The organism is Nocardia sp. FDAARGOS_372, assembly GCF_002554515.1.
Taxonomy (GTDB): domain Bacteria; phylum Actinomycetota; class Actinomycetes; order Mycobacteriales; family Mycobacteriaceae; genus Nocardia; species Nocardia farcinica.
On sequence record NZ_PDDW01000001.1, the window covers coordinates 4450158 to 4475096 of the forward strand.

At 69.8% G+C, this 24939-nt stretch carries 25 protein-coding genes and 1 tRNA gene; 11 read left to right on the top strand and 15 right to left on the bottom strand.

Annotated elements, in window-relative coordinates; genetic code table 11:
• The first annotated feature begins 129 nt into the window (after nt 1–129).
• Nucleotides 130–1521, top strand: coding sequence for an Hsp70 family protein (locus CRM89_RS20975; protein WP_172964552.1), 1392 nt, complete (start codon nt 130–132; stop codon nt 1519–1521).
• A gap of 36 nt (nt 1522–1557) precedes the next feature.
• Here CRM89_RS20975 and CRM89_RS20980 read toward each other — a convergent pair whose 3' ends face one another.
• The 4 genes from CRM89_RS20980 to dcd all read right to left on the bottom strand — a co-directional run bounded on the left by CRM89_RS20980 (nt 1558) and on the right by dcd (nt 7259).
• Nucleotides 1558–2841 (bottom strand): YibE/F family protein, encoded by a 1284-nt coding sequence (locus tag CRM89_RS20980; RefSeq protein ID WP_098085745.1) that lies wholly within the window; start codon nt 2839–2841, stop codon nt 1558–1560.
• Nucleotides 2842–3259: 418 nt separating this feature from the next.
• The gene (locus CRM89_RS20985) at nt 3260–4513 is read right to left on the bottom strand and encodes a pyridoxal phosphate-dependent aminotransferase (RefSeq protein WP_011211961.1); all 1254 of its coding nucleotides are present in this window, start codon (nt 4511–4513) and stop codon (nt 3260–3262) included.
• A 54-nt stretch (nt 4514–4567) separates the two neighbouring features.
• Nucleotides 4568–5914: an XRE family transcriptional regulator gene (locus CRM89_RS20990; protein WP_172964553.1), complete on the bottom strand. Its 1347-nt coding sequence runs from the start codon at nt 5912–5914 to the stop codon at nt 4568–4570.
• 745 nt (nt 5915–6659) lie between these two features.
• Entirely contained in the window at nt 6660–7259 is a 600-nt protein-coding gene (dcd, locus tag CRM89_RS20995) for a dCTP deaminase (protein WP_011211963.1), read from the bottom strand.
• 178 nt (nt 7260–7437) lie between these two features.
• Here dcd and CRM89_RS21000 point away from each other — a divergent pair, with 178 nt between their 5' ends.
• From CRM89_RS21000 to CRM89_RS21020, 5 genes are all read left to right on the top strand, one after another.
• Nucleotides 7438–8211 carry an SDR family NAD(P)-dependent oxidoreductase gene (locus tag CRM89_RS21000; RefSeq protein WP_011211964.1) on the top strand — a complete coding sequence of 258 codons (774 nt, stop codon included), beginning with the start codon at nt 7438–7440 and terminating at the stop codon, nt 8209–8211.
• A 22-nt stretch (nt 8212–8233) separates the two neighbouring features.
• A complete protein-coding gene (locus CRM89_RS21005; protein ID WP_011211965.1) occupies nt 8234–8950 on the top strand; it encodes a phosphatase PAP2 family protein in 717 nt (238 codons plus the stop codon).
• A 99-nt stretch (nt 8951–9049) separates the two neighbouring features.
• A tRNA-Gly gene (locus CRM89_RS21010) sits at nt 9050–9123 on the top strand.
• Between the two features lie 377 nt (nt 9124–9500).
• Complete coding sequence (locus CRM89_RS21015) at nt 9501–11018, top strand: MFS transporter (RefSeq protein ID WP_229434799.1); 1518 nt, start codon at nt 9501–9503, stop codon at nt 11016–11018.
• Nucleotides 11011–11586 carry a TetR/AcrR family transcriptional regulator gene (locus CRM89_RS21020; RefSeq protein ID WP_098085753.1) on the top strand — a complete coding sequence of 192 codons (576 nt, stop codon included), beginning with the start codon at nt 11011–11013 and terminating at the stop codon, nt 11584–11586. The genes CRM89_RS21015 and CRM89_RS21020 overlap by 8 nt, the downstream gene beginning before the upstream one ends.
• 43 nt (nt 11587–11629) lie before the next feature.
• Here CRM89_RS21020 and CRM89_RS21025 read toward each other — a convergent pair whose 3' ends face one another.
• The 4 genes from CRM89_RS21025 to CRM89_RS21040 form a co-directional block, all read right to left on the bottom strand.
• Nucleotides 11630–11977 (bottom strand): hypothetical protein, encoded by a 348-nt coding sequence (locus CRM89_RS21025; RefSeq protein ID WP_127516277.1) that lies wholly within the window; start codon nt 11975–11977, stop codon nt 11630–11632.
• A 115-nt stretch (nt 11978–12092) separates the two neighbouring features.
• Nucleotides 12093–12608, bottom strand: a complete 516-nt coding sequence (locus CRM89_RS21030) for an NADPH-dependent FMN reductase (protein WP_098085757.1) — start codon at nt 12606–12608, stop codon at nt 12093–12095.
• A gap of 13 nt (nt 12609–12621) precedes the next feature.
• Nucleotides 12622–13737 carry a dimethylsulfone monooxygenase SfnG gene (sfnG, locus tag CRM89_RS21035; RefSeq protein ID WP_098085760.1) on the bottom strand — a complete coding sequence of 372 codons (1116 nt, stop codon included), beginning with the start codon at nt 13735–13737 and terminating at the stop codon, nt 12622–12624.
• Nucleotides 13738–13863: 126 nt separating this feature from the next.
• Nucleotides 13864–15255: a styrene monooxygenase/indole monooxygenase family protein gene (locus CRM89_RS21040; RefSeq protein ID WP_098085763.1), complete on the bottom strand. Its 1392-nt coding sequence runs from the start codon at nt 15253–15255 to the stop codon at nt 13864–13866.
• 531 nt (nt 15256–15786) lie between these two features.
• On the opposite strand from CRM89_RS21040, the gene CRM89_RS21045 reads away from it, so the two are divergent.
• Together CRM89_RS21045 and CRM89_RS21050 are read left to right on the top strand one after the other, a co-directional pair.
• Complete coding sequence (locus CRM89_RS21045) at nt 15787–16548, top strand: class I SAM-dependent methyltransferase (RefSeq protein ID WP_098085765.1); 762 nt, start codon at nt 15787–15789, stop codon at nt 16546–16548.
• A 72-nt stretch (nt 16549–16620) separates the two neighbouring features.
• The gene (locus tag CRM89_RS21050; protein ID WP_098087072.1) at nt 16621–17103 is read left to right on the top strand and encodes a GAF domain-containing protein; all 483 of its coding nucleotides are present in this window, start codon (nt 16621–16623) and stop codon (nt 17101–17103) included.
• Nucleotides 17104–17139: 36 nt separating this feature from the next.
• Here CRM89_RS21050 and CRM89_RS21055 read toward each other — a convergent pair whose 3' ends face one another.
• On the bottom strand, nt 17140–18348 hold the full coding sequence (locus CRM89_RS21055; protein ID WP_098085768.1) for an acyl-CoA dehydrogenase family protein: 1209 nt from the start codon (nt 18346–18348) through the stop codon (nt 17140–17142).
• Nucleotides 18345–18539, bottom strand: a complete 195-nt coding sequence (locus CRM89_RS31410) for a hypothetical protein (RefSeq protein ID WP_195039574.1) — start codon at nt 18537–18539, stop codon at nt 18345–18347. Before CRM89_RS31410 ends, CRM89_RS21055 begins: the two co-directional genes overlap by 4 nt.
• Nucleotides 18540–18807: 268 nt before the next feature.
• Between CRM89_RS31410 and CRM89_RS21065 the strand changes: the two genes are divergently transcribed.
• A complete protein-coding gene (locus tag CRM89_RS21065) occupies nt 18808–19098 on the top strand; it encodes a DUF1905 domain-containing protein (RefSeq protein ID WP_098085771.1) in 291 nt (96 codons plus the stop codon).
• A gap of 10 nt (nt 19099–19108) precedes the next feature.
• Here the strand turns inward: CRM89_RS21065 and CRM89_RS21070 are convergent, their stop codons facing one another.
• Complete coding sequence (locus CRM89_RS21070; protein ID WP_011211974.1) at nt 19109–19405, bottom strand: hypothetical protein; 297 nt, start codon at nt 19403–19405, stop codon at nt 19109–19111.
• Nucleotides 19392–19625: a hypothetical protein gene (locus CRM89_RS21075; protein ID WP_011211975.1), complete on the bottom strand. Its 234-nt coding sequence runs from the start codon at nt 19623–19625 to the stop codon at nt 19392–19394. The genes CRM89_RS21070 and CRM89_RS21075 overlap by 14 nt, the downstream gene beginning before the upstream one ends.
• A gap of 101 nt (nt 19626–19726) precedes the next feature.
• On the opposite strand from CRM89_RS21075, the gene CRM89_RS21080 reads away from it, so the two are divergent.
• Nucleotides 19727–20518, top strand: coding sequence for an alpha/beta fold hydrolase (locus CRM89_RS21080; protein ID WP_098085774.1), 792 nt, complete (start codon nt 19727–19729; stop codon nt 20516–20518).
• Here CRM89_RS21080 and CRM89_RS21085 read toward each other — a convergent pair.
• Genes CRM89_RS21085 through CRM89_RS21095 form a run of 3 tightly spaced genes read right to left on the bottom strand, consistent with a single transcriptional unit; the run spans nt 20455 to nt 23436 of the window.
• The gene (locus CRM89_RS21085; protein WP_060594032.1) at nt 20455–21141 is read right to left on the bottom strand and encodes a TetR/AcrR family transcriptional regulator; all 687 of its coding nucleotides are present in this window, start codon (nt 21139–21141) and stop codon (nt 20455–20457) included. The genes CRM89_RS21080 and CRM89_RS21085 overlap by 64 nt on opposite strands.
• A gap of 4 nt (nt 21142–21145) precedes the next feature.
• The gene (locus tag CRM89_RS21090; protein WP_098085777.1) at nt 21146–21910 is read right to left on the bottom strand and encodes a crotonase/enoyl-CoA hydratase family protein; all 765 of its coding nucleotides are present in this window, start codon (nt 21908–21910) and stop codon (nt 21146–21148) included.
• The gene (locus tag CRM89_RS21095; RefSeq protein WP_098085780.1) at nt 21907–23436 is read right to left on the bottom strand and encodes an acetyl-CoA acetyltransferase; all 1530 of its coding nucleotides are present in this window, start codon (nt 23434–23436) and stop codon (nt 21907–21909) included. Before CRM89_RS21095 ends, CRM89_RS21090 begins: the two co-directional genes overlap by 4 nt.
• Before the next feature lie 350 nt (nt 23437–23786).
• Here CRM89_RS21095 and CRM89_RS21100 point away from each other — a divergent pair, with 350 nt between their 5' ends.
• Nucleotides 23787–24893 (top strand): DUF4185 domain-containing protein, encoded by a 1107-nt coding sequence (locus CRM89_RS21100; protein WP_060594029.1) that lies wholly within the window; start codon nt 23787–23789, stop codon nt 24891–24893.
• Nucleotides 24894–24939 lie beyond the last annotated feature (46 nt).

Consider the following 24939-nt stretch of genomic DNA (forward strand, 5'->3'; position numbering starts at 1 on the left):
GCCGGTACTCCCCGGTTCCGGCGGCCTCGGATGCGGCCGAGCGCCGCCGGTAGGGTCGCCGGCAGCGGATCGTGTCGACGGTCGCGCGAGTTCGCGATGACGTGAGGCGTGAAACGAGATGGGCAACGAATGAGTTCGGTACTGGGAGTGTCGGTGGGGGCCAGCGCTGTTCGTCTCGCGCGCCCGCACGCCGGGAATTCCGCCGGGCACGTCGCCCCGCACGCCTTCGATCTCCAGTCGATTCCGGTGGCGCAGCACGGCGCCGAAGAACTGGCCGCCGAAGCGGTGGGCGTCTCGCTGGCCACCACCCCCGACATCGCCGCCACCGCCATCGCCTACCGCAGCGAACAGCAGGCCCGCGCGGTCCGCGCCGCGATGGCCCGCCAGCAGCTGACCAACTACGAGCTGATTCCCGAGGTCTACGCGGCGGTCGAGTTCGCCCAGGCCACCGGTGACATTCGCGGCATCTCCTCGCTGGTCGTCTACGACCTGGGCAGTTCGGGTCTGACCGTGAGCGTGGTGGACACCCAGACCAGGCAGGTCCGCCACAGCGAGCGCACCAGCGATATCAGCGGCGACTACCTCGATTCGCTGATCCGCGAACAGCAGATCGCCTCCGGCCGCATCGCGCATCCGCAGGATCCCGCCGGGCTGGCGGCGCTGGACGCGCTGTGCCGGGAGGCCAAGGAACAGCTGTCGTCCAACACCGCCGTCGCGCTGCCCAGCGAACAGGGGCTGGTGTTGCTGGCGCAGGAGAACTTCGAATCGCTGATCATGCTGGCCATCGAGTCCTCGGCCCGGATGGCGCGAGACGTGATCGTGCGCTCGGACCGCCCGGTGCACGGCGTGCTCGCCATCGGTGGCTGCGCGCGGATCCCCTTGCTGGGCAAGGTGCTCGAACGGTGGATGGGCGTGCCGGTGATCGTGCCGGAGAGCCCGGAGACGGTGATCACCCGCGGTGCCGCGCTGCTGGCCCGGCCGGTGCAGTCCGCCCCCGCACCGACGCGGGCGGTGCCGTCCGGCGCACCCGCGGGCCAGATCGGCGGTTTCGACGAGGAACTGTCCCCCGCCTGGCTCTCGGCGGCGCCGAAACGCAAAGCCAAGCGCACCAAGCTGGATGCGAGCATGCCGGATTGGCTGGCGCCCGCGGCAGGCACCGAGCGCAAGCCCGAACTCAACGGCGCGGTGCTGACGGTGAGCGCGCTGGTGGTCGTCGCCGCCATCGGTCTCGGCCTGGGTTACGGCCCGCAGGTGCTCGAACGCGATCGCAGCAGCGACGGCCCCACCACCGTGCCCACCACCACCCCGGCGCGCACCACCACCCTCGATCCACAGATCGCGGTCGCTCCCGCCACCACCGAGGTCCAGGAGTCGATCGCGGCGCCGCCCCCGCGTCCCACCACGCAGGAACCGCCGCCGCCCACGCCGGGCCCGAACACCTTCGTGGTCCCCGGCCTGCCGCCGATCGTGATTCCGACCATCCCGCCGGAAGCCTTCCCCTTCCCGCCGCCACCGCGCTGATCGGCGGCGGCGGGCACCGCCGATCCGCGCATCCGGTCAGGCTCCGCGCGCGTGGCGTCCGTGGCGCGGCGCGGGTGCGGGTTCGCGCCGGCTGCCGAAGGGCCGGGCGAGCAGCACGGCGATACCGGTGGTCAAGGGCACCGAGAGGGTCAGCGCGATACCGCCGACCGCGGAGCGGGCGATCTCGATGGCCACCGCGTCGCCGACGAGCACGTCCCGGATGGAGCGGCCCGCCACGCTGAACAGCAGCAGCAGCGGCAGGGCGCCACCGGCGTAGGCGAGCACGAGGGTGTAGACGGTGCTGGCGATGTGGTCACGCCCGACTCGCATGGCGGCGGCGAAAACCTCACGGCGGGAAGCCCCTTCGTCCAAGGCGGCGAGTTCGAAGGCCGCCGAGGCCTGGGTGATGGTGACGTCGTTGAGCACACCGAGCGAGCCGATGATGAACCCGGCCAGCAGCAATCCGGTGATCGAGACGTGCTGGATGTAGGTGGCGACGTTGGTGTTCTGCTCCTCCGACAGGCCGGTGAGCTTGGTGGCCTCGATCGCCACCCAGGACAGCACCGCGGCGAGCACCATCGAGGTCAGCGTGCCGAGCAACGCCGAGGAGGTGCGCAGGTTCACCCCGTGCGCGAGATAGAGCACGGCATAGAGGATCAGCGAGCCCGAGACCAGCGCGACCGGGATCGCCGGTTTCCCGTCGAGCAGCGCGGGCAGCAGGAAGATCACCAGGACGCCGAAGGCGAAGATCAGCCCGAGCAGCGCCCGCACCCCGCGCCAGCGCGCGACGACCACGACCACGATCACGAACGCCAACGCGATCAACGTCAACGGCAGGCCGCGGGCGTAGTCGTCGAAGGAGTACATCGGGGTGCCGTAGGGGTCGGTCTGGCGCACGATGCGGATCTCGTCGCCCTCGGCGAGCGAGGGTTGCCCTGGGCCGGGGGCGATTTCGAGCAAGGTGCGGTTGCCCTCGTGCGGCCCCGACTCGATGGCGATGAGACTGCGTTCGCAGGAGTAGGCGTCGTTGCGGGGCGCCTCGGGCTTGTCGGCGAAGACCCGGCCGATGGACGGGCTGCCGCACGGCCCGACGTCGTGCGCGAGCACCGTGCCCGCCTCGGTTTCCACCGCCCCACCGCCGGCGTTCTGCATGGGCAGCGGAATGTCGATCTGCTGGCGCTGCGGCCACAACAGCACGGTGGCGAGCAGGGTGACGAAGCCGATGACCGTCAGTAGCCCGATCACCACGCGGGCGGCGGTGGCGCCGATCGCGAGCGGTTCGGAATGGTCGTGGTGGTGATGGTGGTGGTGGTCGCTCACCGGGCTCCTACCTGTCCGTGGTGTCCCGGGAGCCGTTCGTGCCGGTGGGCAGGATGCGGACGTCGTCCCGGGAAGCTGCGCGGTGCCGAGCTTAAAGGATGTGATTGTCAGCACCGGTTCCGCGGACGGCATCCACAGCGGAGCTTGGCGACGAGCGAGAAAAGGAGAGTCGGGAGGGGGCGGCGGAGAGCAGGGGGATGTCTCCGCCGCCCGCGGGGTCGGCGGCCCAGGGGGGTAGGCGGCCGGAACCCGAGGCCAGGTTGCCCAGGGGGGGTAGGCAACGTGACCGGGCACTCGAAGTGCCGAGAGCCACTGTACACAAAACTTCCCGTTTTGCGCTAGGCCATCTGTAAAACTCGCAGGTATTCGTACACGCGGTATGTTTCAGGTCCGGAACCGGGGCGATTCCGGACCTCACTCACTGCCGATAGCTGGCCAGGAAGTTGCCGAACCGTTCGATCGCCACCGCCAGATCGCGCGCCCAGGGCAGCGTCACGATGCGCAGGTGATCGTGGGCGGGCCAGTTGAACCCGGTGCCCTGCACCATCAGGATCTTCTCCTGCAGCAGCAGATCCAGGATCAGCTTCGAGTCGTCGTGGATCTCGTAGACCTCGGGGTCCAACCGCGGGAAGGCGTAGAGCGCGCCCTTGGGCTTCACACAGGACACTCCGGGAATCATGTTCAGCCGCTCCCACGCGACATCGCGCTGCTCGAGCAACCGGCCGCCGGGCAGGATCAGGTCCTCGATGCTCTGATGGCCGCCGAGCGCGACCTGAATCGCGTGCTGCGCGGGCACATTCGGGCACAGCCGGGAGGTGGCGAGCAGGTCGATGCCCTCCAGGAACCCCGTCGCGTGCTCCTTCGGACCGGTGATGACCATCCAGCCGGAGCGGTAGCCCGCCACCCGGTAGGCCTTGGACAGCCCGTTGAAGGTCAGGCACAGCAGGTCGGGGGCCAGCGTGGCCAGCGAGATGTGCTTGGCGTCGTCGTAGAGGATCTTGTCGTAGATCTCGTCGGCCAGCAGCAGCAGCTGATGCTTACGGGCGAGGTCGACGATCTGCTGCAACACCTCCGCCGAGTACACCGCCCCGGTCGGGTTGTTCGGGTTGATCACCAGCAGGGCCTTGGTCTTGTCGGTGATCTTGGCTTCGATGTCGGCGATGTCGGGCTGCCAGCCGTTGGACTCGTCGCACAGGTAGTGCACGGGCGTGCCACCAGCGAGGCTGGTCATCGCGGTCCAGAGCGGATAGTCCGGCGCGGGGATGAGCACCTCGTCACCGTTGTCGAGCAGCGCCTGCATGGTGAGCGTGATCAGCTCGGAGACGCCGTTACCGAGGTAGACGTCGTCGACGTCGAACTCGGGGAAGCCCGGCACCAGCTCGTAGCGGGTGACGATGGCCCGCCGCGCCGACAGGATGCCCTTGGACTCCGAGTAGCCCTGCGCATACGGCAGCGCGGCGATGATGTCGCGCATGATCACATCGGGCGCCTCGAAGCCGAACGGCGCGGGATTGCCGATGTTGAGTTTGAGGATGCGATGCCCCTCCGCCTCCAGCCGTGCCGCGTGCGCGTGTACCGGTCCACGAATTTCGTAGACGACGTTCTGGAGCTTCGTGGACTGCTCCAGAACGCGCGGCGGGCGATGCGGAAGATGAGGACTCACGTGTCCCATGGTGCCATCTTCGGCAAGCCGATTATTTGCCGAGGTCGACGGCAGTGTCGGTACTCACGCGCGGATCGAGGCGCCGCCCGTGGGCATGCCCTTGGCCGCCGTCGCGGCACAGAACTCCTCGATGCGTTCGTCGAGGGCGCGGGCCTGCGCCGAATCACGGTAGCGGGGGTCGGCGATGCGCCCGCGCACCCCGCTCAGCCGCTCCTCGAGCTGGGCGATGCGCTTGTCCTCGTCGAGGGCGAGCACCGGGTCCAGCGCCTCCGCCGCGCCGTCGAGACTGCCGTTGATCAGGTGCGCGGTCGCGCTGTCGACCCTGGCCAGCGCCTCGGCGCCGTAGGACCGCTTCTCCAGCGGCCCGTTCGCATACAGCTCGATGGCCCGCCGGGTCGCGGCCAGCGCCTGCTCGGCCTGGCCGAGGTGGATGTAGGTGGCGCCCGCGTAGTACTGGGCCTTGGCGTCGGGGAAGCCGAACACCCCGCCGATCTCGTCGTGCAGGTCGTCGGTGGCACCGTGTTCGCGGGCCGCGTCGGCGGCGCGCACGCAGCGGTCGGTGTCGGCCGCGCTGCCCAGCGTCGACCACACCCTGGCCTCGATGTTGAGCAGCCGCACCCGCGCGGTGGCGGACTCGGCGTACTCCTGCCCGCTCTGGGCGAGCAGCAGCGCCCGGCGCGGCCGCCGCGAACGATATTCGATCAGCGCGTGCATGCCGCGGGTCCAGGCGCGCAGCCCGTTGTGCCCGCACAGTTCGGCATACGCCCAGGCCGCCCTGACCTGCTCAGCGGCGGCGTCGAGATAGCCGAGGTCGGTGCTGGCGTTGGCGAGCAACCCGGTGAGCGTGCCCGCCAGCAGATACAGGTGGCTGGTGTCGGCGGGCCGCTGGTGGCCTTCGAGCAGGCGGTAGACCCGGCGACGCACCCGCAACATCTCCACCGTCATCGGCACCGGCGGAATATGCACGTAGTCGTTGGCGATGCGCACGACATCGGCATCGAGCTGCTCCAAGGTGCTGGCACCGACGTTGGTGCTCTCGGCCCGGCCGACGTGATCGCTGGCCTCGTGGGCAGCCGCCATGATCAGATCCCTCTCCGAAATCGACGCCAACGCATCACCTCTGATCGCACCGGCGTCGATGAGAGCCAGCAGGTCCGCGTCGCTGGAAACACCGGAGGGCACCGGCGCCGCCGGGCCCGTCCGCACTTCGGCCACGGATGGGCGATCCAGCAGGGGCTGGTCGACCAACGCCGCGAACCGCGCCCGCACAACCTCGTCGGACCTGGCCAGGGAGGTGTCCAGGGCGGCCTGGTTGACCGGACGCGGATGCACCCGGCTACCCCCCGCCTCCCATTTGGACACCAGCCGTTCGTGCACACCCAGGTGTGCCGCGAACTCCCGGATGCTCATCCGCTTGGCATCGCGAAGGGCCCGGGTCTCTCTCCCTGACCACTGCCGGACCACGATGTCATCCCTTCCCCGACCGAACTCCCTTCTCAGAGTACGGTTTCGAGTGTGTCCTCGGCCACACTCGACGCGAGTCGGCGGCCGGGGGCGGCGCAAGGGCAGGGAAAGGCGGGCGTGGCGCCCTCCCCCGCGCCCGGCGTGCCGCGCGACCCTGGACGGAGTGCGGCGAAGTCGCCGCCGGATCCCCCGACGGCCGCCGGGCCCGGGTGCTCCCGGAGGGCCGAGGACGGATCGCGGCGACACACTCCCGCCGGACGACAGGGAAGCGGCGGGAGTGCGGTGGTGGGGACCGGTCGTGCGTCGCCGGTCCCCGGCACCGATCACCGCGCGCCGTTCCCGCCCGGCCGGTCGACGGGCGGGAACACCGGCGCGCCGGAGCGATTCGGCGGTCAGCGGGGATTCGAGGCGTCAGCCGGGATTCGAGGGCGACAGCGGGATCGACGGTGTCAGCCGGATCGAGGGCGACAGCGGGGATCGAGGGCGACAGCGAGGTTTCGACAGCGACAACGGGTGTCGCCGGCGACAGCAGAGAGCCGACAGCGTCGACGAGGACCCGACGCGTCAGCCAGACCCGACGGCATCAGCCAGACCCGACGGCATCAGCCAGACCCGACGGCGTCCCAGACCCGACGGCGTCCCAGACCCGACGGCGTCCCAGACCCGACGGCGTCAGCGGGATACGACGGCGTCAGCGGGATTCGACGGCGTCGACGGCGTCGGAGGGCAGCGGGAAGTTGAGGTAGGAGCGCGAGGGCGTCGGCCCGCGCTGGCCCTGGTACTTCGATCCGGCCGCGGCACTGCCGTAGGGGTGCTCCGCGGGGCTGCTCAGCCGGAACAGGCACAGCTGGCCGATCTTCATCCCCGGCCACAACGTGATCGGCAGGTTCGCCACGTTGGACAGCTCGAGCGTGATGTGCCCGCTGAACCCCGGGTCGATGAACCCGGCCGTGGAGTGCGTGAGCAGCCCGAGCCTGCCCAGGCTGGACTTGCCTTCCAAGCGCCCGGCCAGGTCGTCGGGCAGTGTGCAGACCTCGAGGGTGGAGCCCAGCACGAACTCGCCGGGATGCAGGACGAAGGGTTCGCCCTCGCCCGGCTCGACCAGGCTGGTGAGTTCGTCCTGGCGCTGCGCCGGATCGATGTGGGTGTAGCGCGAGTTGTCGAAGACGCGGAACATCCGGTCCAGTCGCACGTCGATGCTGGACGGCTGGATGAGGTTCTCCAGCAGCGGCTCGACCCCGAGACGCCCAGCGGCGATCTCCGCACGGATGTCGCGATCGGAAAGCAGCACGCCACGAGCGTAGCGTCCGCCCTGATCCGCGCGACGCCCGCACAGCCTGAGCGGGTCAGCGACCGGAGGCGGCAGCGCAGCATCACCACGCAGGCCGCCCCGCTCAGGCAAAGACAGCACAGTGATACAGCGCGAGATATACCCTCTCGTCGACTCGCCACGGAAGGACAGCACCACCATGACCGACGCCTCCCCGTTCGACCTCACCGGCCACGTCTCCGTCGTCACCGGCGGCAACTCCGGCATCGGCCTCGCCTACGCGCGCGGCCTCGCCCGAGCGGGCGCCGACGTGTGCGTGGTCGGCCGCAACACCGAACGCAACGAGGCCGCGGCCGCCGAACTCCGCGCGTTCGGCCATCGCGTGCTGCCGCTGACCTGCGACGTCGCCGAGGAACAGCAGGTCGTCGACACCATCGCCCGGGCCGCGAGCGAGCTCGGCCGCATCGACTCCTGTTTCGTCAACGCGGGCGTACCCCAGGGCACCACCCCGTTCCTGGAGACCGACCTCGCCGAATTCCGCCGGGTGACCTCGGTCAACCTCGACGCCGCCTTCGCCACTCTGCGCGAAGCCGCCAAGGTGATGGTCGCCCAGGGCGAAGGCGGCAGCCTGGTCGCCACCGCGAGCCTCGTGGCCAAGCAGGGCGCGCCGCGCGGCCAGTCCTACGCCGCCAGCAAGGCGGGCATCATCGCGGTGATGAACTCGATCGCCGTCGAGCTGGCCAAGCACGGCATCCGCGCGAACTCGGTGCTGCCCGGCTGGGTGGAGACCCCGATGACCGACGGCATCTTCGCCTGGGACCGCTTCCGGGAACGGGTACTGCCGCGCATGCCCGTCGGTCGCTGGGGCCGCCCGGAGGACTTCGAGTCGGTCGCGGTGTACCTGGCCGGCCCCGCCAGCGCCTTCCACACCGGCGACTCCCTGCTCATCGACGGCGGTTACAGCAAGTTCTGAGCGATTCCGGCATCGTGGAACGGTGACCTCCCCGCCGCGCCCGACCACCGTGCCCACGCTCGCCGGCCTGACCGTGCTGTTCGCGGTCGCCTTCGGTGTGCTCACCCACAACGTGGTCGACCGCAGCGGCCTGACCGTCATCGATCCGGAGGTCTCCGGCTGGGCGGTCACCCAGCGCAACGCCGTCCTCACCCCGCTCGCCCACTTCCTGAGCGCGATCGGCGGCACCCTCCCGATGACGGTCGTGGCCACGGCCGTCACGCTGCTGCTGTACCGCGCGGGCGACCGCGCCCACGCCACCCTGGTCGCGGTCGCCGGGCTCGGCGCGGCACTGATCGTGTTCGGCGGCAAACGCATCATCGGCCGGGAGCGGCCCCCGGTGGTCGACCGGCTGGCGGTGGAGAACAGCCTGGCGTATCCGTCCGGGCACAGCGTCGGCACCTTCGTCGTGATCGGGATCGTCGCCGTCGTACTGATCCCGAAGCTGACCGGGACCCTCGCCCGGATCGCCACCGGCACCGCGGCCGCCCTGTTCGTGGTCGCCGTCGGGTGCTCGCGCGTCTACCTCGGGGTGCACTGGCCCACCGATGTCCTGGGCGCCTGGTGCGTCAGCGCGGCATGGATCCTGTTCTGCCTGACGGTGTTCCACTACCGGCGCGAGGTGCCCGACGAACCCGTCCCGGATGCCGAGTCACCCACCCGGACCGACCCGCGAACGGTCCCCGACGACGACCTCTGACCGCGCGGGGCACTTGCCCACCCCCGCCCCGGATCTGATAGAGTCTCGAACGCGTCGACGCCGTGTCGGTCCGAGGGGTCGATACCGGCGATACGCAGCGCCGATGTAGTTCAATGGTAGAACTTCTGCTTCCCAAGCAGACAGCGCGGGTTCGATTCCCGTCATCGGCTCCACCTCCGAAATGCCTGCCCCCGAGCAGGCCTTTTCCATTTCCGGCCGCGCTCGGTGAGCGTGAGACCGACCGCATACAGTCGCGATCCGGCGCGCTACCGAAGGATGCCGACCCGCGTCGCCTCGCCCGATTCGTCGCCACCACCCTCCAAGGCATGAGCCGGCGGGCCCGCGTCGGCGCGCGCGGCGCTGCTGCGCGCGGTGGCGAAAACAGCATGACGGGTGATCTGACGCGCACTGGAACCCGACGCTCAGGTCCGCCTTCTCATAAATATTGAACGATGGTACAACTAGTACGTATGTTCAACTAGATGGGAGAGCGCGAATGCCCGTAGTACATGCGCCCCGTGCCGGGGCACGCGAGTGGGCTGGTCTCGCGGTGCTGGCGTTGCCGACCGCACTGCTCGGCCTCGATGTCACGGCGCTTTACCTGGTCGTGCCTAGCCTGGCCGCTGACCTGCATCCCACGGCGACCGAGACGTTGTGGATCATGGACACCTACGGCTTCCTCATCGCCGGGTTACTGATCACGATGGGCACGCTGGGCGACCGGATCGGACGCAGGCGCCTGCTGATGATCGGCATGACCGCTTTCGGGGCGGCCTCGGTGCTCGCGGCGTTCGCGCCCAGCGCCCTCTGGCTCATCGTGGCGCGGGCACTACTGGGGGTGGCCGGGGCGACGTTGATGCCCTCCACCCTCGCTCTGATCGGCAACATGTTCACCGATGCCAGGCAGCGAGCGTCGGCCATCGGCGTGTGGGCCACGATGTTCGCGCTCGGGATGGCGGCGGGGCCGGTCGCGGGCGGTCTCCTCGTCGACCATTTCTGGTGGGGCGCAGTCTTCTTGATCGCGGTACCGATCAGCCTGGCGGTGGTGATCGCGGCGCCCGCACTGCTGCCGGAATACCGCAGCGACGCACCGCGGCTCGACCTGCGTAGTGTGGCGCTGTCGCTCGCGGCGATGCTGCCGGTCGTCTACGCGATCAAGCACGTCGCTGCCCACGGCATCGATGCGCAAGCCGTGGTGGCCGTTCTGATCGGCGGCAGCTCGACAGTCGCCTTCGTCCGTCGACAGCTCCGCCTGGACGCACCTCTGCTGGACATCCGGCTCTTTCGCGGCCGGGCGTTCTCCGCCGCCTTGGCGGTCTTGTTGGTCGGCCTGGTCGGTTTCGGCGGGATGATGTACCTGGTCACGCAGTATCTGCAGTTCGTCGCGGGCTTCTCCCCGCTGGTGGCGGGCCTGTGGATGGGGCCACCGGCGCTGGCCATGCTGATCGGCGGCATCGGTGCACCGGTTCTGGCCGCGCGTAATCGGCCGGGCACCGTCATGGCGGGCACCCTGGCCCTGTCCTCGGTCGGATACGGATTGCTCGCCGTCGCCGGGACCGACAGTACGGCGGTCATCGTCACCGGCTTCGCGTTTCTGTATCTCGGGCTTGGCGTGATCGCGGCGCTGGGCACCGATATCGTCGTGAGCGCGGCGCCGCCGACGCGGTCGGGATCGGCGGCAGCGTTGTCGGAGACGGTGCAGGAGCTGGGTATCGCGGCGGGCGTCGCGCTGTTGGGCAGTCTCACGACGGTGATCTACCGGACCAGGGTCGAGGTGCCCGCCGAGCTTCCCCCTCCCGCGCGCGAGCTGTTCCGGGACAGCCTCTCCGGCGCGGTCCTCGTGTCGGACCAGCTGCCCGCGTTGGCCGTGCAGCGCGCGCAGGCCGCATTCGCCGACGGCCTCAACGTCGCCGCGATCGTCGCGGGAATCGGCATCGTGGCAGTGACGATCGCGTGCTTCACCGTGCTGCGCCATCTACGCCCCATCGGCGCCACCGCCCCGGCGGTGCAGCCGCTAGCCTCGACGCACAGCAGCGGCGACGATCGGCGAGAGGACCACGGTGGGTGAGAACGACACCGACGACGGGCGCAGAGTCCGCGGCCAGCGCCGCCGCGCCCAGATCATCGAGGCGACACTGCGAATCGTGCACCGCGACGGCGCTGCCGGCGTCACCCACCGCACCGTCGCCAAGGAAGCAGGGATCACCACCAGCCTGACGCTGTATTACTTCGCTACCCTCGACGACCTGCTCGTGGCGGCACTCACCAGCGTGACGGACGCCTACACCGCACGAATCCGCCAGCTCATCGACACCGCCGAAGACCCACTCGACGGTCTCGCCCACCTCATCGCCGAATCCGCCGGCCCCGGCCGTGAGCGCGCCCTCGCCGAACGAGAACTCTCCACCCTCGCCGCGCGGCGCCCCGCCCTGCGCCCCGCCGCGCGGAGTTGGCGCGACAGTGTCGCCGAACTGGCCCGCACCCGAACCGACGACCCCGACACGGTCGAAGCGTTCGTCGCCCTCTGCGACGGGCTCTGCGCGGCAATCCTTCTCGGCGAGCGGGACGCCGACCCGGTGCACATTCGGGCCCTCCTCGGCTCAGCTCTGGTTCGCGCGCAGCAGCGGCGCACGTGAGGAACTGCCCGCGCATACGACCGTCGGCACGACAGCCCACTGCTCAGATCTCGGGGTCGGGTCGGCGCAGTTGCTCACCGGCCTCGGCGATCCGACGCTCATACTCACCCGCACCGATCTCGTTCACCTCGAAACCCGGGGTGCTCTCGAGTCCGTCACGATGCCGCTTGGTGCGCTCCCAGTGCTGCGCCACATACTCCGGATCGTTCATTCGCCGATCGAACTCCGCATGCAGCAGCCTGATCGCATCCTGCCGGTCACTGCCGACCACAAACCAGTCGTCGCCGGGATAGTAGGCGCGCACCGTGCCGTCGGGCTGGTTGACGAACTGCGGGGTCTGCTTGACGTGAACGACCGGATCAGGGCCGCGCTGCGGGTCCGGGGGCACCACCCATCTCGCCTTTCCCATGTTGCTCCCCCTCGTGGACCGGAATTGGTCGAACATGAGGTTGGACGCATGCGAGCTCCGCGCGGTTCCACGAATCCGCTGTGGACTTGCGGGCGCGTCATCGGGTCGGGTGCGGAACCCTCGCTTCGGTCAGTGTCGTCACCACCGGGCGCCAGCGCTCCACATACGTCTCCAGCACTCCGTCGTCGCCGAATGTGCTGTCGGACAGATAAAGACCGGGCAGAGCCGTCGTCGCGCCCAATTCCACCAGCACCGGCTCGAGATGTACCACCGGTGCCAGCGAGTGGGCCGGGCTGCCGCCGAGCATCAACGGGACCGCGAGCACACCGGCCAATCCCGTCCCGCCGGCGAACTGATCGAGGAACAGTTTCAGCAACCCGGTGTAGGTCGCTTTGAAGGTGGGGCTGGCGAACACCACCAGGTCGGATTCGGCGACCGCCCGCACCGCCGCCGCGACCTCCTCGTCTCCCCAGGTCAGCAGCTTGGGGGCGAGTGCGACGAGGTCGAACACCCGGGGTTCGCCGCCGGGCGCCAGCCCTTCGGCGAGCCTGGTCGCGGCGGTCAGGGTGCGGGAGGCCGGTCTGGGATTGCCGACGACGACGGAAACGGTCACGACGCAGCTTCTTTCACGCGCGGGCGGCGGCGGGTTCGCGGGCGGCTTCCAGTTCGCGCACCAGCGGGAGGACCTTTTCGCCGAAGTACTCCACTTCCTCCTGGAAGTGCAGGAATCCGGCGAGGATCAGGTCGACGCCGAGGTCGCGGTAGGCGACGATGCGTTCGGCGACCTGTTCCGGGGTGCCGATGAGCTTGGTGCGGAAGCCGTCGTTGTACTGCACGAGGTCGTCGAAGGTGGAGTCGGCCCACATGCCCTTGCCGTCGCGGGTGGCGGGGCCGGCCTGCTGCACGGCGTCCCGGAAACCCTCCACGGCGGGCTTGTTCGCCTTCTCGATGATCTCACGCAGGGTGTCGTGGGCTTCCTTCTCGGTGTCGCGGGCGATGATGAAGCCGTTGAGGCCGAATTTCACCTCGCGGTCGTGGGCACGGGCGACGGCGCGCAGGTCGTCGAGTTGTTCGGTGACGCCGTCGAAATCCTTGCCGTTGGAGAAGTACCAGTCGGCGTAGCGGCCGCCGTTGCGGCGGGCGGCGGTGGAGTTGCCGCCTTGGAACAGTTCGGGATTGGGGCGTTCGGGGGTGTGCAGCGGCTTGGGCTTGAGGGTGAAATCGCGGATGCGGTAGAAGTCGCCGCCGTAGTTCACGTTGTCCTCGGTCCAGATCTTGCGGATCACCTCGAGGAATTCGGCGCTGCGCCGGTACCGTTCGTCGTGTTCGAGCCACGGCTCGCCGAGTGCGGTGAATTCGCCCGCGAACCAGCCGGAAACGACGTTGATGGCGAAGCGGCCGTTGGACAGATGGTCGGCGGTCGCCCCGAACTTCGCCAGCACCGCCGGATGCCACAGCCCGGGATGCACGGCCGCGATGACCTTCAACCGCTCGGTGGCCCCCAGCAGGGCGAGGCTGAACGAGGTCGACTCGTGCTGGTATTCCGCGCCGTAGGAGGCGGTGTAGCGGACCTGGGAGAGCGCGTAGTCGAATCCGTTGTTCTCGGCGGTGCGGGCCAGCTTCTTGTTGTATTCGAAATCCCAGCTGGTGCGCTGCTCGATATCGCTGGTCACCAGGCCGCCGCTGACATTGGGCACCCAGTAGGCGAATTTCAGCTGATCGGCGATCCGCTCGGTGGTCATGGTCGCTCCGTTGGTTCGGGTGACAACTCGTCGTCGGTCATGCAACACGCGACGGCGAGGAGAAGGGAGGGTTTGAATCCATGCGATCCGATCGGGCGCCCGCTGCGCGGCGGGCGCCCGTCGGGCTCAGCTCGTGGCGAGCGCGTCCGCCAAGGCCGACCGGGTGAACCGGCCCGCGGGAGCGAATCGGGCCAGCAGTTCGCCGGCCTCGACGCCGGTCACCTGGGTGATGTAGGCGTCGGCGGCCTCGGCGGAATCGATCCCGAGGAACGGTTGCGGACGGTGCAGCAGACCCACCAGCGCCGAGGCGAAGCGCGGCTCGACGGCCGCGGCGGCGAAGAACTTGTTGCCGATCTCGCCGAACTCCGGGTCGCTGAGGAACAGCCTGGTCACCTTGCTCGCGGCGTCGCTGCGAGCGGTCAGGAACTCGGTGTAGCGGTCACGCAGCCACTGCTCGTCGAACGGGCCGTCATGCACGGCCGCCGCCGCGACCAGCCGCTGCGCCTGGATGAGCCCGCTCTGCGCGCCCTGCCCGGCGATCGGGTCGTAGGCCACCGCGGTGTCGCCAAGGGCGGCGACCGCGTGCCCCTGCGCGGTGCGGCCAACACCGACCCGCACCACCGGGCGGACCGCGCCCTTCAACCACGAATGCGGGTCCTCCGCAATGGTGCGGGCGGCCAGCACCTCGGGCAGATCCCAGTCGATGTAGTCGCGGTAGAGCTCACGCACCACCCCGAGGGCCGACTCCGCCGAATCGGCCGTCGCGAACCGCTGCTCCCACTCGCTACCCGGCCGCGCCCAGCCCAGGAACGCCCAACTCGGGCCCGCGTCCTTGTGCAGGTAGGGGCCCCACCAGCCCTCGCCCTGGTCGGCCAGGATCGAGAAGCCGCTGTGCGCACCACCCGCCTTGCTGCGGTGGGCGAAGACGTGCTCGTCGTGGCCGAGACCGGTCACGGTGACCGTGAGCAGTGAGCGCTGCGGTGCGTCGTAGACGGTGCGGGACTCGTCGATCGGGAACAGTTCCGACAGCCCGCCGCGGCCGGTGGCCACCAGGGTGAGATCGGCGTCGGCCGCGATCTTGTCGATGGTCTCCAGCGTCACCTGTTCGACGACGAAGCGGCCGCCGCGCTCCTGGAAGGCCGTCAGCCGCTCGTCGGCCTTGAGCCGGGTGTCCACCGCGACGCCGACGTAACCGTCGAAATGCCCGTCGAATTGGATGAGTTCGGGCCGCTCGGGCCCAGGCCCGGCGATACGGACGCTCAATCCGGTGTGCCGGGGCGCGCGGGCGGTGTAGGTGTCGAGGCCGAGCGCGGCCTCGGCCTGCTGGGTCTCACCGAATTCGAGCGCCGTGCCGGTGGCGGGCACGTCGTCGCGCAGCGCGCGCTGATCGCGCTCACTGTAGAGGGTCACCTCGAATCCTGCGTCGAGGAGGCCCAGCGCCGCGGTGACGCCGGTCTGGCCGGCACCGATCACCGCCGCCTTACGGGTGGAACGGGAAACGGGATTCGTGGATGTCATGCAGGGATGGTGCGATGCGCGCCGCCGCGATCGGAGTATTGCGATCAACGAGAACCTATGGTCGCGGGGGCGGCGCGCCAGGTCCTACCATCCCGGCCCGGCTTGCCCGCCGCCCCGCGACAGGCCGTCTGCTCCCCGTCTGCCACCACGGCCGGCCGACCACGGCCTGCGCGGCAAAGTGCGGGAAAACCGGTTGCTGACCGATCGCCGGTGAACATACCGTTCGCTCGCACCGCGAACCGACATCGATGAAGGATGATGCCCCTGCTGAGACTCAGCGAAATTCTCGCTCTGGACCGCACCACCGACGAGGCAGGGCGCAGCCCGATCGCCGACCTCGCCGCTGCCCGTTGGGAGATCTGGCACGGGTGCGGCGCGCTTCTGACGCTCGAGTGCCAGTCACGTCTTCTGCCTCGGCCCGGTCGAAGCGCCGACGCATTTCCTCGCCTGGACCGGTCACCGTCGGTGGGCGAATCCGGTGGGCAGAAAAGGGCTCGATCAATCGTGACGGTGCAGGCAGAGTGCGACGGTATGAGGAATTTCGAGGACTTGGTCACGGAGGCGGAGGCGGCGCCGGTCGAGGGCTGGGACTTCTCCTGGCTCGCCGGCCGGGCCACCGAGGCGCGGCCGTCCTGGGGGTATCAGCGGTTGCTCGGTGCTCGACTGAAAGCGGCCACGGCGGCCTTGGATATCCAGACGGGCGGCGGTGAGGTCCTCGCGGGAGTCGGAGCCTTTCCACCCACGATGGTCGCTACCGAATCGTGGCCGCCGAACGTCGCGAAGGCAACCGCGCTGCTGCATCCGCGCGGTGTGGTGGTCGTCGCCGACTCCGGCGCGGCTCCGCTGCCGTTCGCCGATGCCGCGTTCGACCTGGTCGTCAGCCGTCACCCGGCCACGATCAGATGGGCGGAAATCCATCGCGTCCTCCGTCCGGGTGGGACCTACTTCGCTCAGCACGTCGGACCGGCGAGCGTGTTCGAGCTGGTGGAGTTCTTTCTCGGACCACAACCGGAAGCTCGCCGGGCACGCCATCCCGACGACGAGGCCGCGGCGGCCCGGGCGGCCGGGCTGCGCATCGTCGAGCAACGCACCGAACGGCTACGGATGCAGTTCGACGATGTCGGCGCGGTGATCTACTTCCTACGCAAGGTGATCTGGATCGTGCCGGGATTCACCGTCGAGGCGCACCGCGATAGGCTGCGGCAACTCCACGACAGGATCGAGCGGGATGGCCCGTTCATCGCCCACGCCACGCGCACCCTCGTCGAAGCGGTGAAACCGCACCCGTCCTGAGGTCGTGCACCGATTACGATCAGTGCGACAGCTATGGTCGTGGGGTGCGTGCCGGGCATCTACCATCCGGGCATGTCGTTCACCGTGGCGGAACCGACCGGAGACCGGGTCGAGGATTATCGCAGGCTCGTCGCGCAGGCAGCGGCCCTGATCGCGGGGGAACCCGACCGGGTCGCGAATGCCGCGAACCTGTCGGCGCTGATCTATCACAGTCTGCCCGAAGTGAATTGGGCCGGTTTCTATTTCGCCGCGGGTGACGAGCTGGTGGTCGGGCCGTTCCAGGGCAAGCCCGCGTGTGTGCGGATCGCGTTCGGCAAGGGCGTGTGCGGTACGGCGGCGGCGACGCGCACCACCCAGCTCGTGCCGGATGTGCACGCCTTTCCCGGCCACATCGCCTGCGATGCGGACTCGCGCTCGGAGATCGTCGTGCCGCTGGTGCGCGGCGACACCGTCATCGGCGTGCTCGACCTGGACAGCCCCCGGCCCGGCCGGTTCGACACCGTCGACCGGGACGGGCTGGAGGCTGTCGCACGGGTGTTCCTCGACGCTCTCTGACCAGGCGACGCTCTCTGACCAGGCGGCGCCCTCCGATCAGGCGGGCTTGCGTTCGCCCGCGCTCCACGCGAAGGGCAGGTCGGCGCCGTTGAGCAGGTGGTCGCCGATGGCACGCGCCTTCTGGATCGCCGGGTTGTGCACGGAGATGGTGCGCGCGTTGCGCCAGTGCCGGTCCAGCCGCAGTTCCTCGGCGACGATGGAGGCGCCGCCGACCTCGAACAGCAGGCCGGTGGCGGGCAGCACCACGTCGATCACACCCAATTGTGCTTGTGCCGCGGCCAATTCGACCGACACCAGGTCGTTCTCGTCGCGCGCGCCCGCGACCAGCACCGTGTCGAGACGGTCCGCGACGGCCAGCACCGTGGCGCGGGCGGTGAACGCGGCGGCGGACAGTCTGCCGATCACCTGCTGCACGAGCGGGTCGTGGCGGGGCAGGTCGGCGGCGGAGTGGGTGTAGCCGCGGGTGCGGCGGGCGACCCAGTCCCGGGCGTCGGCCTCGGCCCTGGCGGCGATGCCCGCCAGCACGGCCAGCTGCACGAGCTGCAGGTAGCCGGTGGCGTAGGTGGGTCCGGGAGCGCCGTAGCCGGGGCCGAGCACGCGATCCTCCGGCACCACGACGTCGGTGAACTCGGTGGTGCCGCTCGCGGTGAGGCGCTGGCCGAAACCGTCCCAGTCGTCGTGCTGGCGTACCCCGTCGGCGTCGGCGTCCACCAGCACGCTCACCCGTTCGCCGTCACGGTCGGCGGCGACCAGGATGTGGTCGGCGTAGAGCGAGCCGGTGCTGTAGTACTTGGTGCCGTTGAGCAGCCAGCGGTCGCCGGCGCGGGTCAGCGTCGTGCGGTAGCGGTCCACCGCGCCCACGCCCGGCTCGGTGATGGCGTTGCCGACCAGCGTGCCGTCGGCGACCGCGCGCAACCAACGCTCGCGCTGCGGGCCCGGCTCGGCCAGCAGTTGGTCCTCCACGAAGGAGAAGTGCACCCGCAGCGCCTGCGGCAGATTCGATTCCGCCGCCGCGAGGTCGATCAGCAGCCGGAACAGCTGCCGCACGCTCGCGCCGTAGCCGCCGGACTCGACCGGCACCCGCAGCGCCCCGAACCGGGCCTGCCGGAGCAGGTCGACCTCCTCGTACGCCAGCCGCCGATCGACCTCGCGCGCCACCGCCCCCTCGGCGATGCGCCGGAAGATCGGCTGGAAGATCTCGTCCAACTCGGCATCGGACGTGGTTGTCGCTTCGATGGATGTCATCCGCCAACGATGACCGGCAACGGCGGCGGGTTCACCGGTTCCGCGCACCGCGATCCGAATACGGGCGGTGTCGTACGGGCGAGGGCATACCCGCCGGGTGACACGCGCGAAGTGGCACGGGCCAGGTCGCTGTAGCGCAACGGGTTGTCCGCGAGGACGGCGAGCACCAGCAGGCTCCAGGTGTCGCCCACCCGGTCGAGCACCTTGCGGACGGCATCCAGGCGGTCGGCGGCGATACCCGCGCACGAGTGGGAAGGGAAAGACTCATGTCGAAAGTGATCGCCGAAGCGGCCGTGCGTCGACGGGCGCCGAACTGCCGGTGGCCGATCCGGACGATCTGGCCGAGCAGTACTGGTCGATATGTCGCGCGTGACGGGGTCGAGTGAGTCCACCCGAGCAACCGGGGCGGCATCCCCTGGCCCGCTGACTCCTGTCGGTGGGAGCGGTTACCGTCGCGGGGTGTATTCGTTCACGGCGCGGGTGTGGGAGCACGAGGGGGCGGGGGCGTGGCATTTCCTGAGCGTGCCGGAGGAGGTGGCCGATGAGATCGAGGAGAAGTACGGCCATCGGACCACCGGGTTCGGCGCGGTGAAGGTGCGCGTGCGCATCGGGGGCAGCCGGTGGTCCACCTCGCTGTTCCCGGACAAGGGCCGGGGAACCTATGTGCTGCCGGTGAAGAAGGCGGTGCGGACCGCCGAAGGGCTCGCCGACGGGTCGACGGCGGCGGTGGAGGTCGAGGTGGCGATGTGACCGCCGGTGGTCAGAGGTCCATCGCCGCACGGAGGGCGGTGTCGAGTCGTTCCAGCACCTCGGCGTCCATGTCGTCGATGCGCTCGGCCAGCCAGCCCCGATAGATCCGGCCGATGTTGCCGGCGTGCACCCAGCCACGATCGGGTACCGCGACGGCGAGGATGTCCTGCGGGTCGTCGTCGAGGACCTCGGCCGCGATCAACCATTGCCGGGCGGATTCGTTGATGCCGTCGCTGCTGATGAGCACGACGGTGCGCTGCCGTGTGGACCCGTGCGGGTGATAGCTCCAGAGCTCACCCCTGCGCACGCATCGCCTCCTCGGCGGCGGCCAGTTCCGCTTCGTCGGCCGCGGCCGCCGCAGCGATGGTGGCGGGCTCGGGCAGCGGGCCGACGCCGGTGCGCACCGCCTCCCGCCTGGCGGCCTTGGAGATCCACGCCGAGGGGGACATGCCCGCCCGTGCCGCCGCCTGTTCGGCGAACGACCAGGCGGCCTCGTCCAACGAGAGGGTGACCTTACGCGTTGCCATACCTTTTATCGTACTCGTGATCGGCCCACCGAGACGAGCCCTCCGCCGAGCACCCGGCTGCTAGCGTTGGCACAGCGCCAACAACGAGTCTGGGGACGGATATGACGAGCGTGAACCACTTTCGGACGGGCAGCGGCGAACCACTGGTGCTGGTGCACGGGATCGGCAGCCGGTGGCAGGTCTGGGAGCCGATCATCCCGCTGCTGGCCGAGCGGTTCGAGGTGATCGCGGTGGATCTGCCCGGCTTCGGCGCCTCCGCGCCCCTGCCGCGCACCACCGTGGACACCCTCACCGACGCGCTCGCCGAGTTCCTGGCGGCCGAGGGCATCGAGCGACCGCACCTGGCCGGCAATTCGATGGGCGGGTACATCACGCTACGGCTCGGCGCGCGCGGGCTGGCCCGATCGGTCACCGCCTACTCCCCCATCGGGTTCTGGGACACCCCCGGCCGCATCTGGTGCCAGCAGACGCTCGGGAACTCGGTGGTCCTCGCGCGCGTGCTGAAACCGGTGATGCCGCGACTGCTCGGCACCGCCGCCGGACGCACCGCCTTCCTGTACCTGGTCTTCGGCCGACCGTGGGCGCTGGATCGGCAGACCGCGATGGACACCGCGCAGGGCGCGGCCGACGCCCCCGGCTTCCGCGAGGCACTTGCCTCGTTCACCGACGTGGCATTCGGCGAGATCGGCGCCCTGGCAGACATTCCCGTCACCATCGCCTGGGGCAACCGCGACGTGTTGCTCACCTACGCCACCCAGAGCCGCCGCGCCCGCCTCGCGCTGCCCACCGCCCGCCATCGGACCCTCTTCGGCAGCGGCCACACCCCGTTCTACGACGACCCGGACGCCTGCGCCCGAGTCCTGCTCGAACAGTTCGACCCCAGCCCGAGCTGACCGCCCGCATCCAGCAGGGTGTCGGCGGGTGCTCCGCCGAGCAGGATGCGCACGGCGTTCACCCAGCGGTCACGCAGCAGGCGGTTCTGCTCGACGTGACCGGTGAGCAGGGCGCGCATCGTCAGGCCGGTCATGATCTCGATGGTGAACTCGGTGATCGTGGGGACGCGGGGATCGTCGGGGAATTCGGCGCGGAACAGATCGCGCACGCGGATGTGCATCTGCTCGAGCAGGCGCTGTTCCAGGGGCAGGAACGCGGCACGCAGGTCCGGGTCGGTGCGCGCGCCGACCCAGCATTCCAGGGTGGCGAGGAACGACGGCCCCGAGAGCATGCCCATGGTCAGTTCCACCGCCGCCGCGAGACGGTCGCAGCCGGGCGGAATCTGCGCGAATTCGGTACTCAGCTGCTCGAATCGGCGTTCGGCCAGATGCTCCACCACGCCCGCGAGCAGGGCGGGCTTGGTCGGGAAGTGGTGTTGCAGGGTGCCGCGCGGCACGCCGGCGCGGTTCTGCACCTCGAGGGTGGTGGTGCCCGCGTAGCCGACCTCGACCAGGCTCGCCACGGCCGCGTCCAGCAGCCGCGCGCGGGTGCGCGCCCGGCGCCGCGCCTGCGTCTCGGGCACCGGATCAGCGTCCCTGCCAGCGGGGTTCGCGCTTCTCGGCGAACGCGAGCGCGCCCTCGGCGGCGTCCTTCGACACCAGCGCGGGCAACGCCACCTCGCCCTGCTTGGCGAACGCCTCGCCCGACGACCAGTCCGGCGATTCGTCGATGATCCGCTTGCTCGCCGCCACCGCCAGTGGTGCGGCGGAAGCGATCTCGGCGGCCAGCGTGAGCGCTGTCGCCAACGCTTCACCGGGTTCGGTGATCCGGTTGACCATCCCGAGCTGACACAGCCGCTCGGCACCGATCCGCCCGCCGGTGAGCGCCAGTTCCGCCGCGATCGGCCGGGGCAGCCGCTGGGTCAACCGCAGCACGCCACCGGCGGCGGCGACCAGGCCGCGCCGGACCTCGGGCAGCCCGAACTGGGCGTCGCGAGCGGCGACGATGAGATCCCCGGCCAGCGCGAGTTCGAAACCGCCCGCCAGCGCATACCCTTCGACGGCCGAGATCATCGGTTTGGACGGCGGCGCGGCGGTGATGCCGAGTGGGCCGCGCCGTTGCGTGATCGGCATCTCACCCTTGCTCGCGGCGATGAGATCCATTCCAGCACTGAATGTTCCGCCCGAACCGGTGAGCACGAGGACACGCGCGTCGGCGTCCGCTTCGAAGGCGTCGACGGCCGCCTCGATGGCCTGCGCGGTCGCCAGGTCGATGGCGTTGCGCGCCCGTGGACGGTCGACGGTGAGCACGGTGACCGCCTCGCGGCGCTCGACCCGCAGGGTGTCGCTCATCGGGCAGTCCTTTCCGACAGGGTGATCCGGTCCGCGGCGACGATATCGATCTTCGCGCCGAGCGGGTCGGTTTCGGTGAACGCGGCGATGATCCCGGGGTCGCTCACCCGCACCAGGGTGCGGGCCCCGGCCGGGTTCAGCGCGCTGACCACCACGGCCTCGGGCTCGTCGGCGCGTTCGGGGGCCGGACCCTTGCGGTAGGGCACGGTATAGGACTCGACGGTGGCGGGGCCGGTGTAGCCGGGCGCGGTCGCGCGGTGGGCGTCGGGGGTGGGCACCTCGACGGCGCGGAACAGCCGCGCGGGCGGGCGGGTGGAATACACGCCGACGCCGTGTTTGGTGGCGTACCAGCCGAGCGCGGTCGCGAGACCGAACGAATCCGGTTCGGCGCGAAGGCGTTCGGCGAGGGCGGCGATGGCGTGGGTGGTGTAGTTGTTGCCCGGGCCGCCCCCGAAGGTGAGTCCGCCGGTGAGCGAGAGCGGGCGGCTCGGGTCGTCGAGCGGCAGGCCGAGGGCTTCGGCGCCCACCTGCACGGCGATCGGGAAGCAGGAGTACAGGTCGATGTGGGCGATGTCGTCGATGCCCACGCCCGCGTCGGACAACGCCTGCGCGCCGACCGCGGCGATGGCGGGCGAGGCGGCCATGTCCGCGCGCTCGCTGACGAACCACACCTCGTTGCCGGTCGCGCCACCGTGCGGGAAGACCCAGCGCTCACGCGGCACGCCCGCGGCATCGGCGGCCGCCGCACTGCACAGGATCAGCCCGGCGCCCTGGTCGACGGAGAGATTGGCGACCAACAGCTTTCGATAGGGGCTGGTCACCATGCGGTTGTCCGGGGTGGCCGTGATCAGGCCGCGCACGCTGTGCCGTTCGGGCAGCCAGGCGTAGGGGTTGGTGGCGGCGATCTCGGAGAATCGTGACCACAGCCCGCCGATACGCTCGAGGTAGGCTGGCTCGCTCAGGCCGAGGCGTCCACGCAGGGCGTTCTCCATCAGGGCGTAGAAGTAGATCGGCCCCCACAGTCCCGCCCCGGTTTCCATCTCGGAGTTCGGGCCCTTGTCCGAGCCGAGCACCTCGTCCGGCGCGGCGTCGGCGGGCTGGTCCGGCCAGTCCGGCACGGTCCCGGCGCGTTTCGCGGCGTTCGCGGCGGCTACCGATTCCGCGCCCGCGATCAGCACGACCTCGGCGCGGCCGTCGGCGATCGCCTGCGCGGCCCAGTTGACCAGCCGCTGTGGGCCGTCGCCGCCGAAACGCGCGGTCTGCGCCGTGCGTTTCGGCGTCGCGCCGAGTTCGCCGGCGACCATCGCCGCCAGGTCCGGGTAGGGCTTGCTCACCGGCGCGACGGCGGCGACCACGTCGGCCGCGCGCACCAGCCGATCGCCCGCGCCGCTGTCGGCGCCCGCGCGACGCAGCGCTTCGGCGGCCAGTTCCACCGGGCCCGGCAGGCCCGGTTCACCGCTGCGGTGCACGACCTGACCGACGCCGACGAGCACCGGCGTCCGCGGGTCCATTCCGGCTGGCAGCATTGTTCCTCCGCTCGCGAAATACCGTCATCTTTGACGGTTACTTCGATTCCGATTACAGCAGAGGCCATCCCGTAGCACAATCGCAGGGCACGACCGGCCTTAGCCGAGCGGATGCTGGGATATCCAGCGGTAGTCAGAGGCATCCCGAGCGGCGCGGGCTTGTGCGGTTTCATCAGCGCATGCCCTGCATAGGGACCCTTTTCCCAGAAGAACAGCGCAAGACCCCAATTTCGCGGGATTCACTGCTAGCATTTCCGACGATTTGCCAGCCAGTCGGATTGTGGTTCGGGACACATGAGGGGGCTGTGTGTCGCGTGCCCATTCGGCGAGAACCGGAGGGCCCACTGACCTTGAAGAAGACCGCCTCGATCCTGCTGTCGTCACTGGCGGGTGCCACGGCCTTGCTTCTCACGGCGACTACCCCCGCCGCGGCAAACCCAAACGCGATCAACCCGATCCCGGTGCTCAACGGCACCAACGGCCTACCGAACCTACTCGGCCGCACCAAGGCGGTGTTCCAGGTGACCGGCATGGCCAGCCCCAACAACACCCACGCCTACAACGTGCTCGGCACCGATCTGGGCATCATGTGGGACAACGGGCACGGTGAGATGCTGACGGCCTTCGGCGACACGGCGGGCGTCGGCTTCCCGAATCTGCTGGCGGGCAGCACCTGGGCGTGGCGCAGCAACATCCTGGTGCGCAGCCACACCAAGAACCCCGCCAACGGCATCTATTTCGACAGCGTGGTGCGCGACGTGTTCGGGCAGGCGCGGGATCTCATTCCGAGCCCGAAGATCCCGTTCGTGGAGATCAGCCGCATTCCCACCGCGGGCATCTCGGTCAACGGCGTGCAGTACATGAGCCTGATGTCGGTGAAGAGCTGGGACACCGTCGGCCAGTGGACCACCAACTTCTCCGGCCTGGCCGCATCCGCCGACAACGGCGAGACCTGGGCCGATCTCGGGCACACCCGCAGGCCGAACGAGGGCGGCAACGCCAATTTCCAGATGAACGCCTTCCTCAAGAGCGGCGGCTACATCTACGAATACGGCACCCGCTCCGGCCGCAACAACGCCGCGTTCGTGGCGCGCGTGCGCGAGGAGCACATCGAGAATCTCGGCGAGTACGAGTACTGGGACGGCAACGGCTGGCGCAAGAACGACGTCAACGCCGCCGCACCGATCATGCACGGCGTCGGCGAACTCTCGGTGATGTACAACGACTATCTGGGCCAGTACATCTCGCTCACCACCGACCCGTTCAATTCGGTGGTCATGCGCCGCGCGTCGTCACCGGAGGGGCCGTGGAGCGCGCCGGAGGTGCTCATCGACACCCGCGAGCTGCCGACCGCCTACGCGCCGTCGATCTTCCCGTACCAGACCGGCCGTGACCTGTACTTCCTCACCACCGTGCACAGCCAGTACAACGTCGTGCTGATGCGCACCACGCTGTGATCGCCGTCCTCCCGGCGACGAGGTCTTGACCTCAACAAAAGTTGAT

Coding starts and splice junctions, on each gene's coding strand:
- CRM89_RS20975 (WP_172964552.1), top strand. CDS start 130: ATGAGTTCGGTACTGGGAGTGTCGGTGGGGGCCAGCGCTGTTCGTCTC.
- CRM89_RS20985 (WP_011211961.1), bottom strand. CDS start 4,513: ATGGGACACGTGAGTCCTCATCTTCCGCATCGCCCGCCGCGCGTTCTG.
- CRM89_RS20990 (WP_172964553.1), bottom strand. CDS start 5,914: ATGAGCATCCGGGAGTTCGCGGCACACCTGGGTGTGCACGAACGGCTG.
- CRM89_RS21000 (WP_011211964.1), top strand. CDS start 7,438: ATGACCGACGCCTCCCCGTTCGACCTCACCGGCCACGTCTCCGTCGTC.
- sfnG (WP_098085760.1), bottom strand. CDS start 13,737: ATGACCACCGAGCGGATCGCCGATCAGCTGAAATTCGCCTACTGGGTG.
- CRM89_RS21040 (WP_098085763.1), bottom strand. CDS start 15,255: ATGACATCCACGAATCCCGTTTCCCGTTCCACCCGTAAGGCGGCGGTG.
- CRM89_RS21045 (WP_098085765.1), top strand. CDS start 15,787: ATGAGGAATTTCGAGGACTTGGTCACGGAGGCGGAGGCGGCGCCGGTC.
- CRM89_RS21050 (WP_098087072.1), top strand. CDS start 16,621: ATGTCGTTCACCGTGGCGGAACCGACCGGAGACCGGGTCGAGGATTAT.
- CRM89_RS21055 (WP_098085768.1), bottom strand. CDS start 18,348: ATGACATCCATCGAAGCGACAACCACGTCCGATGCCGAGTTGGACGAG.
- CRM89_RS21075 (WP_011211975.1), bottom strand. CDS start 19,625: ATGGCAACGCGTAAGGTCACCCTCTCGTTGGACGAGGCCGCCTGGTCG.
- CRM89_RS21080 (WP_098085774.1), top strand. CDS start 19,727: ATGACGAGCGTGAACCACTTTCGGACGGGCAGCGGCGAACCACTGGTG.
- CRM89_RS21090 (WP_098085777.1), bottom strand. CDS start 21,910: ATGAGCGACACCCTGCGGGTCGAGCGCCGCGAGGCGGTCACCGTGCTC.
- CRM89_RS21095 (WP_098085780.1), bottom strand. CDS start 23,436: ATGCTGCCAGCCGGAATGGACCCGCGGACGCCGGTGCTCGTCGGCGTC.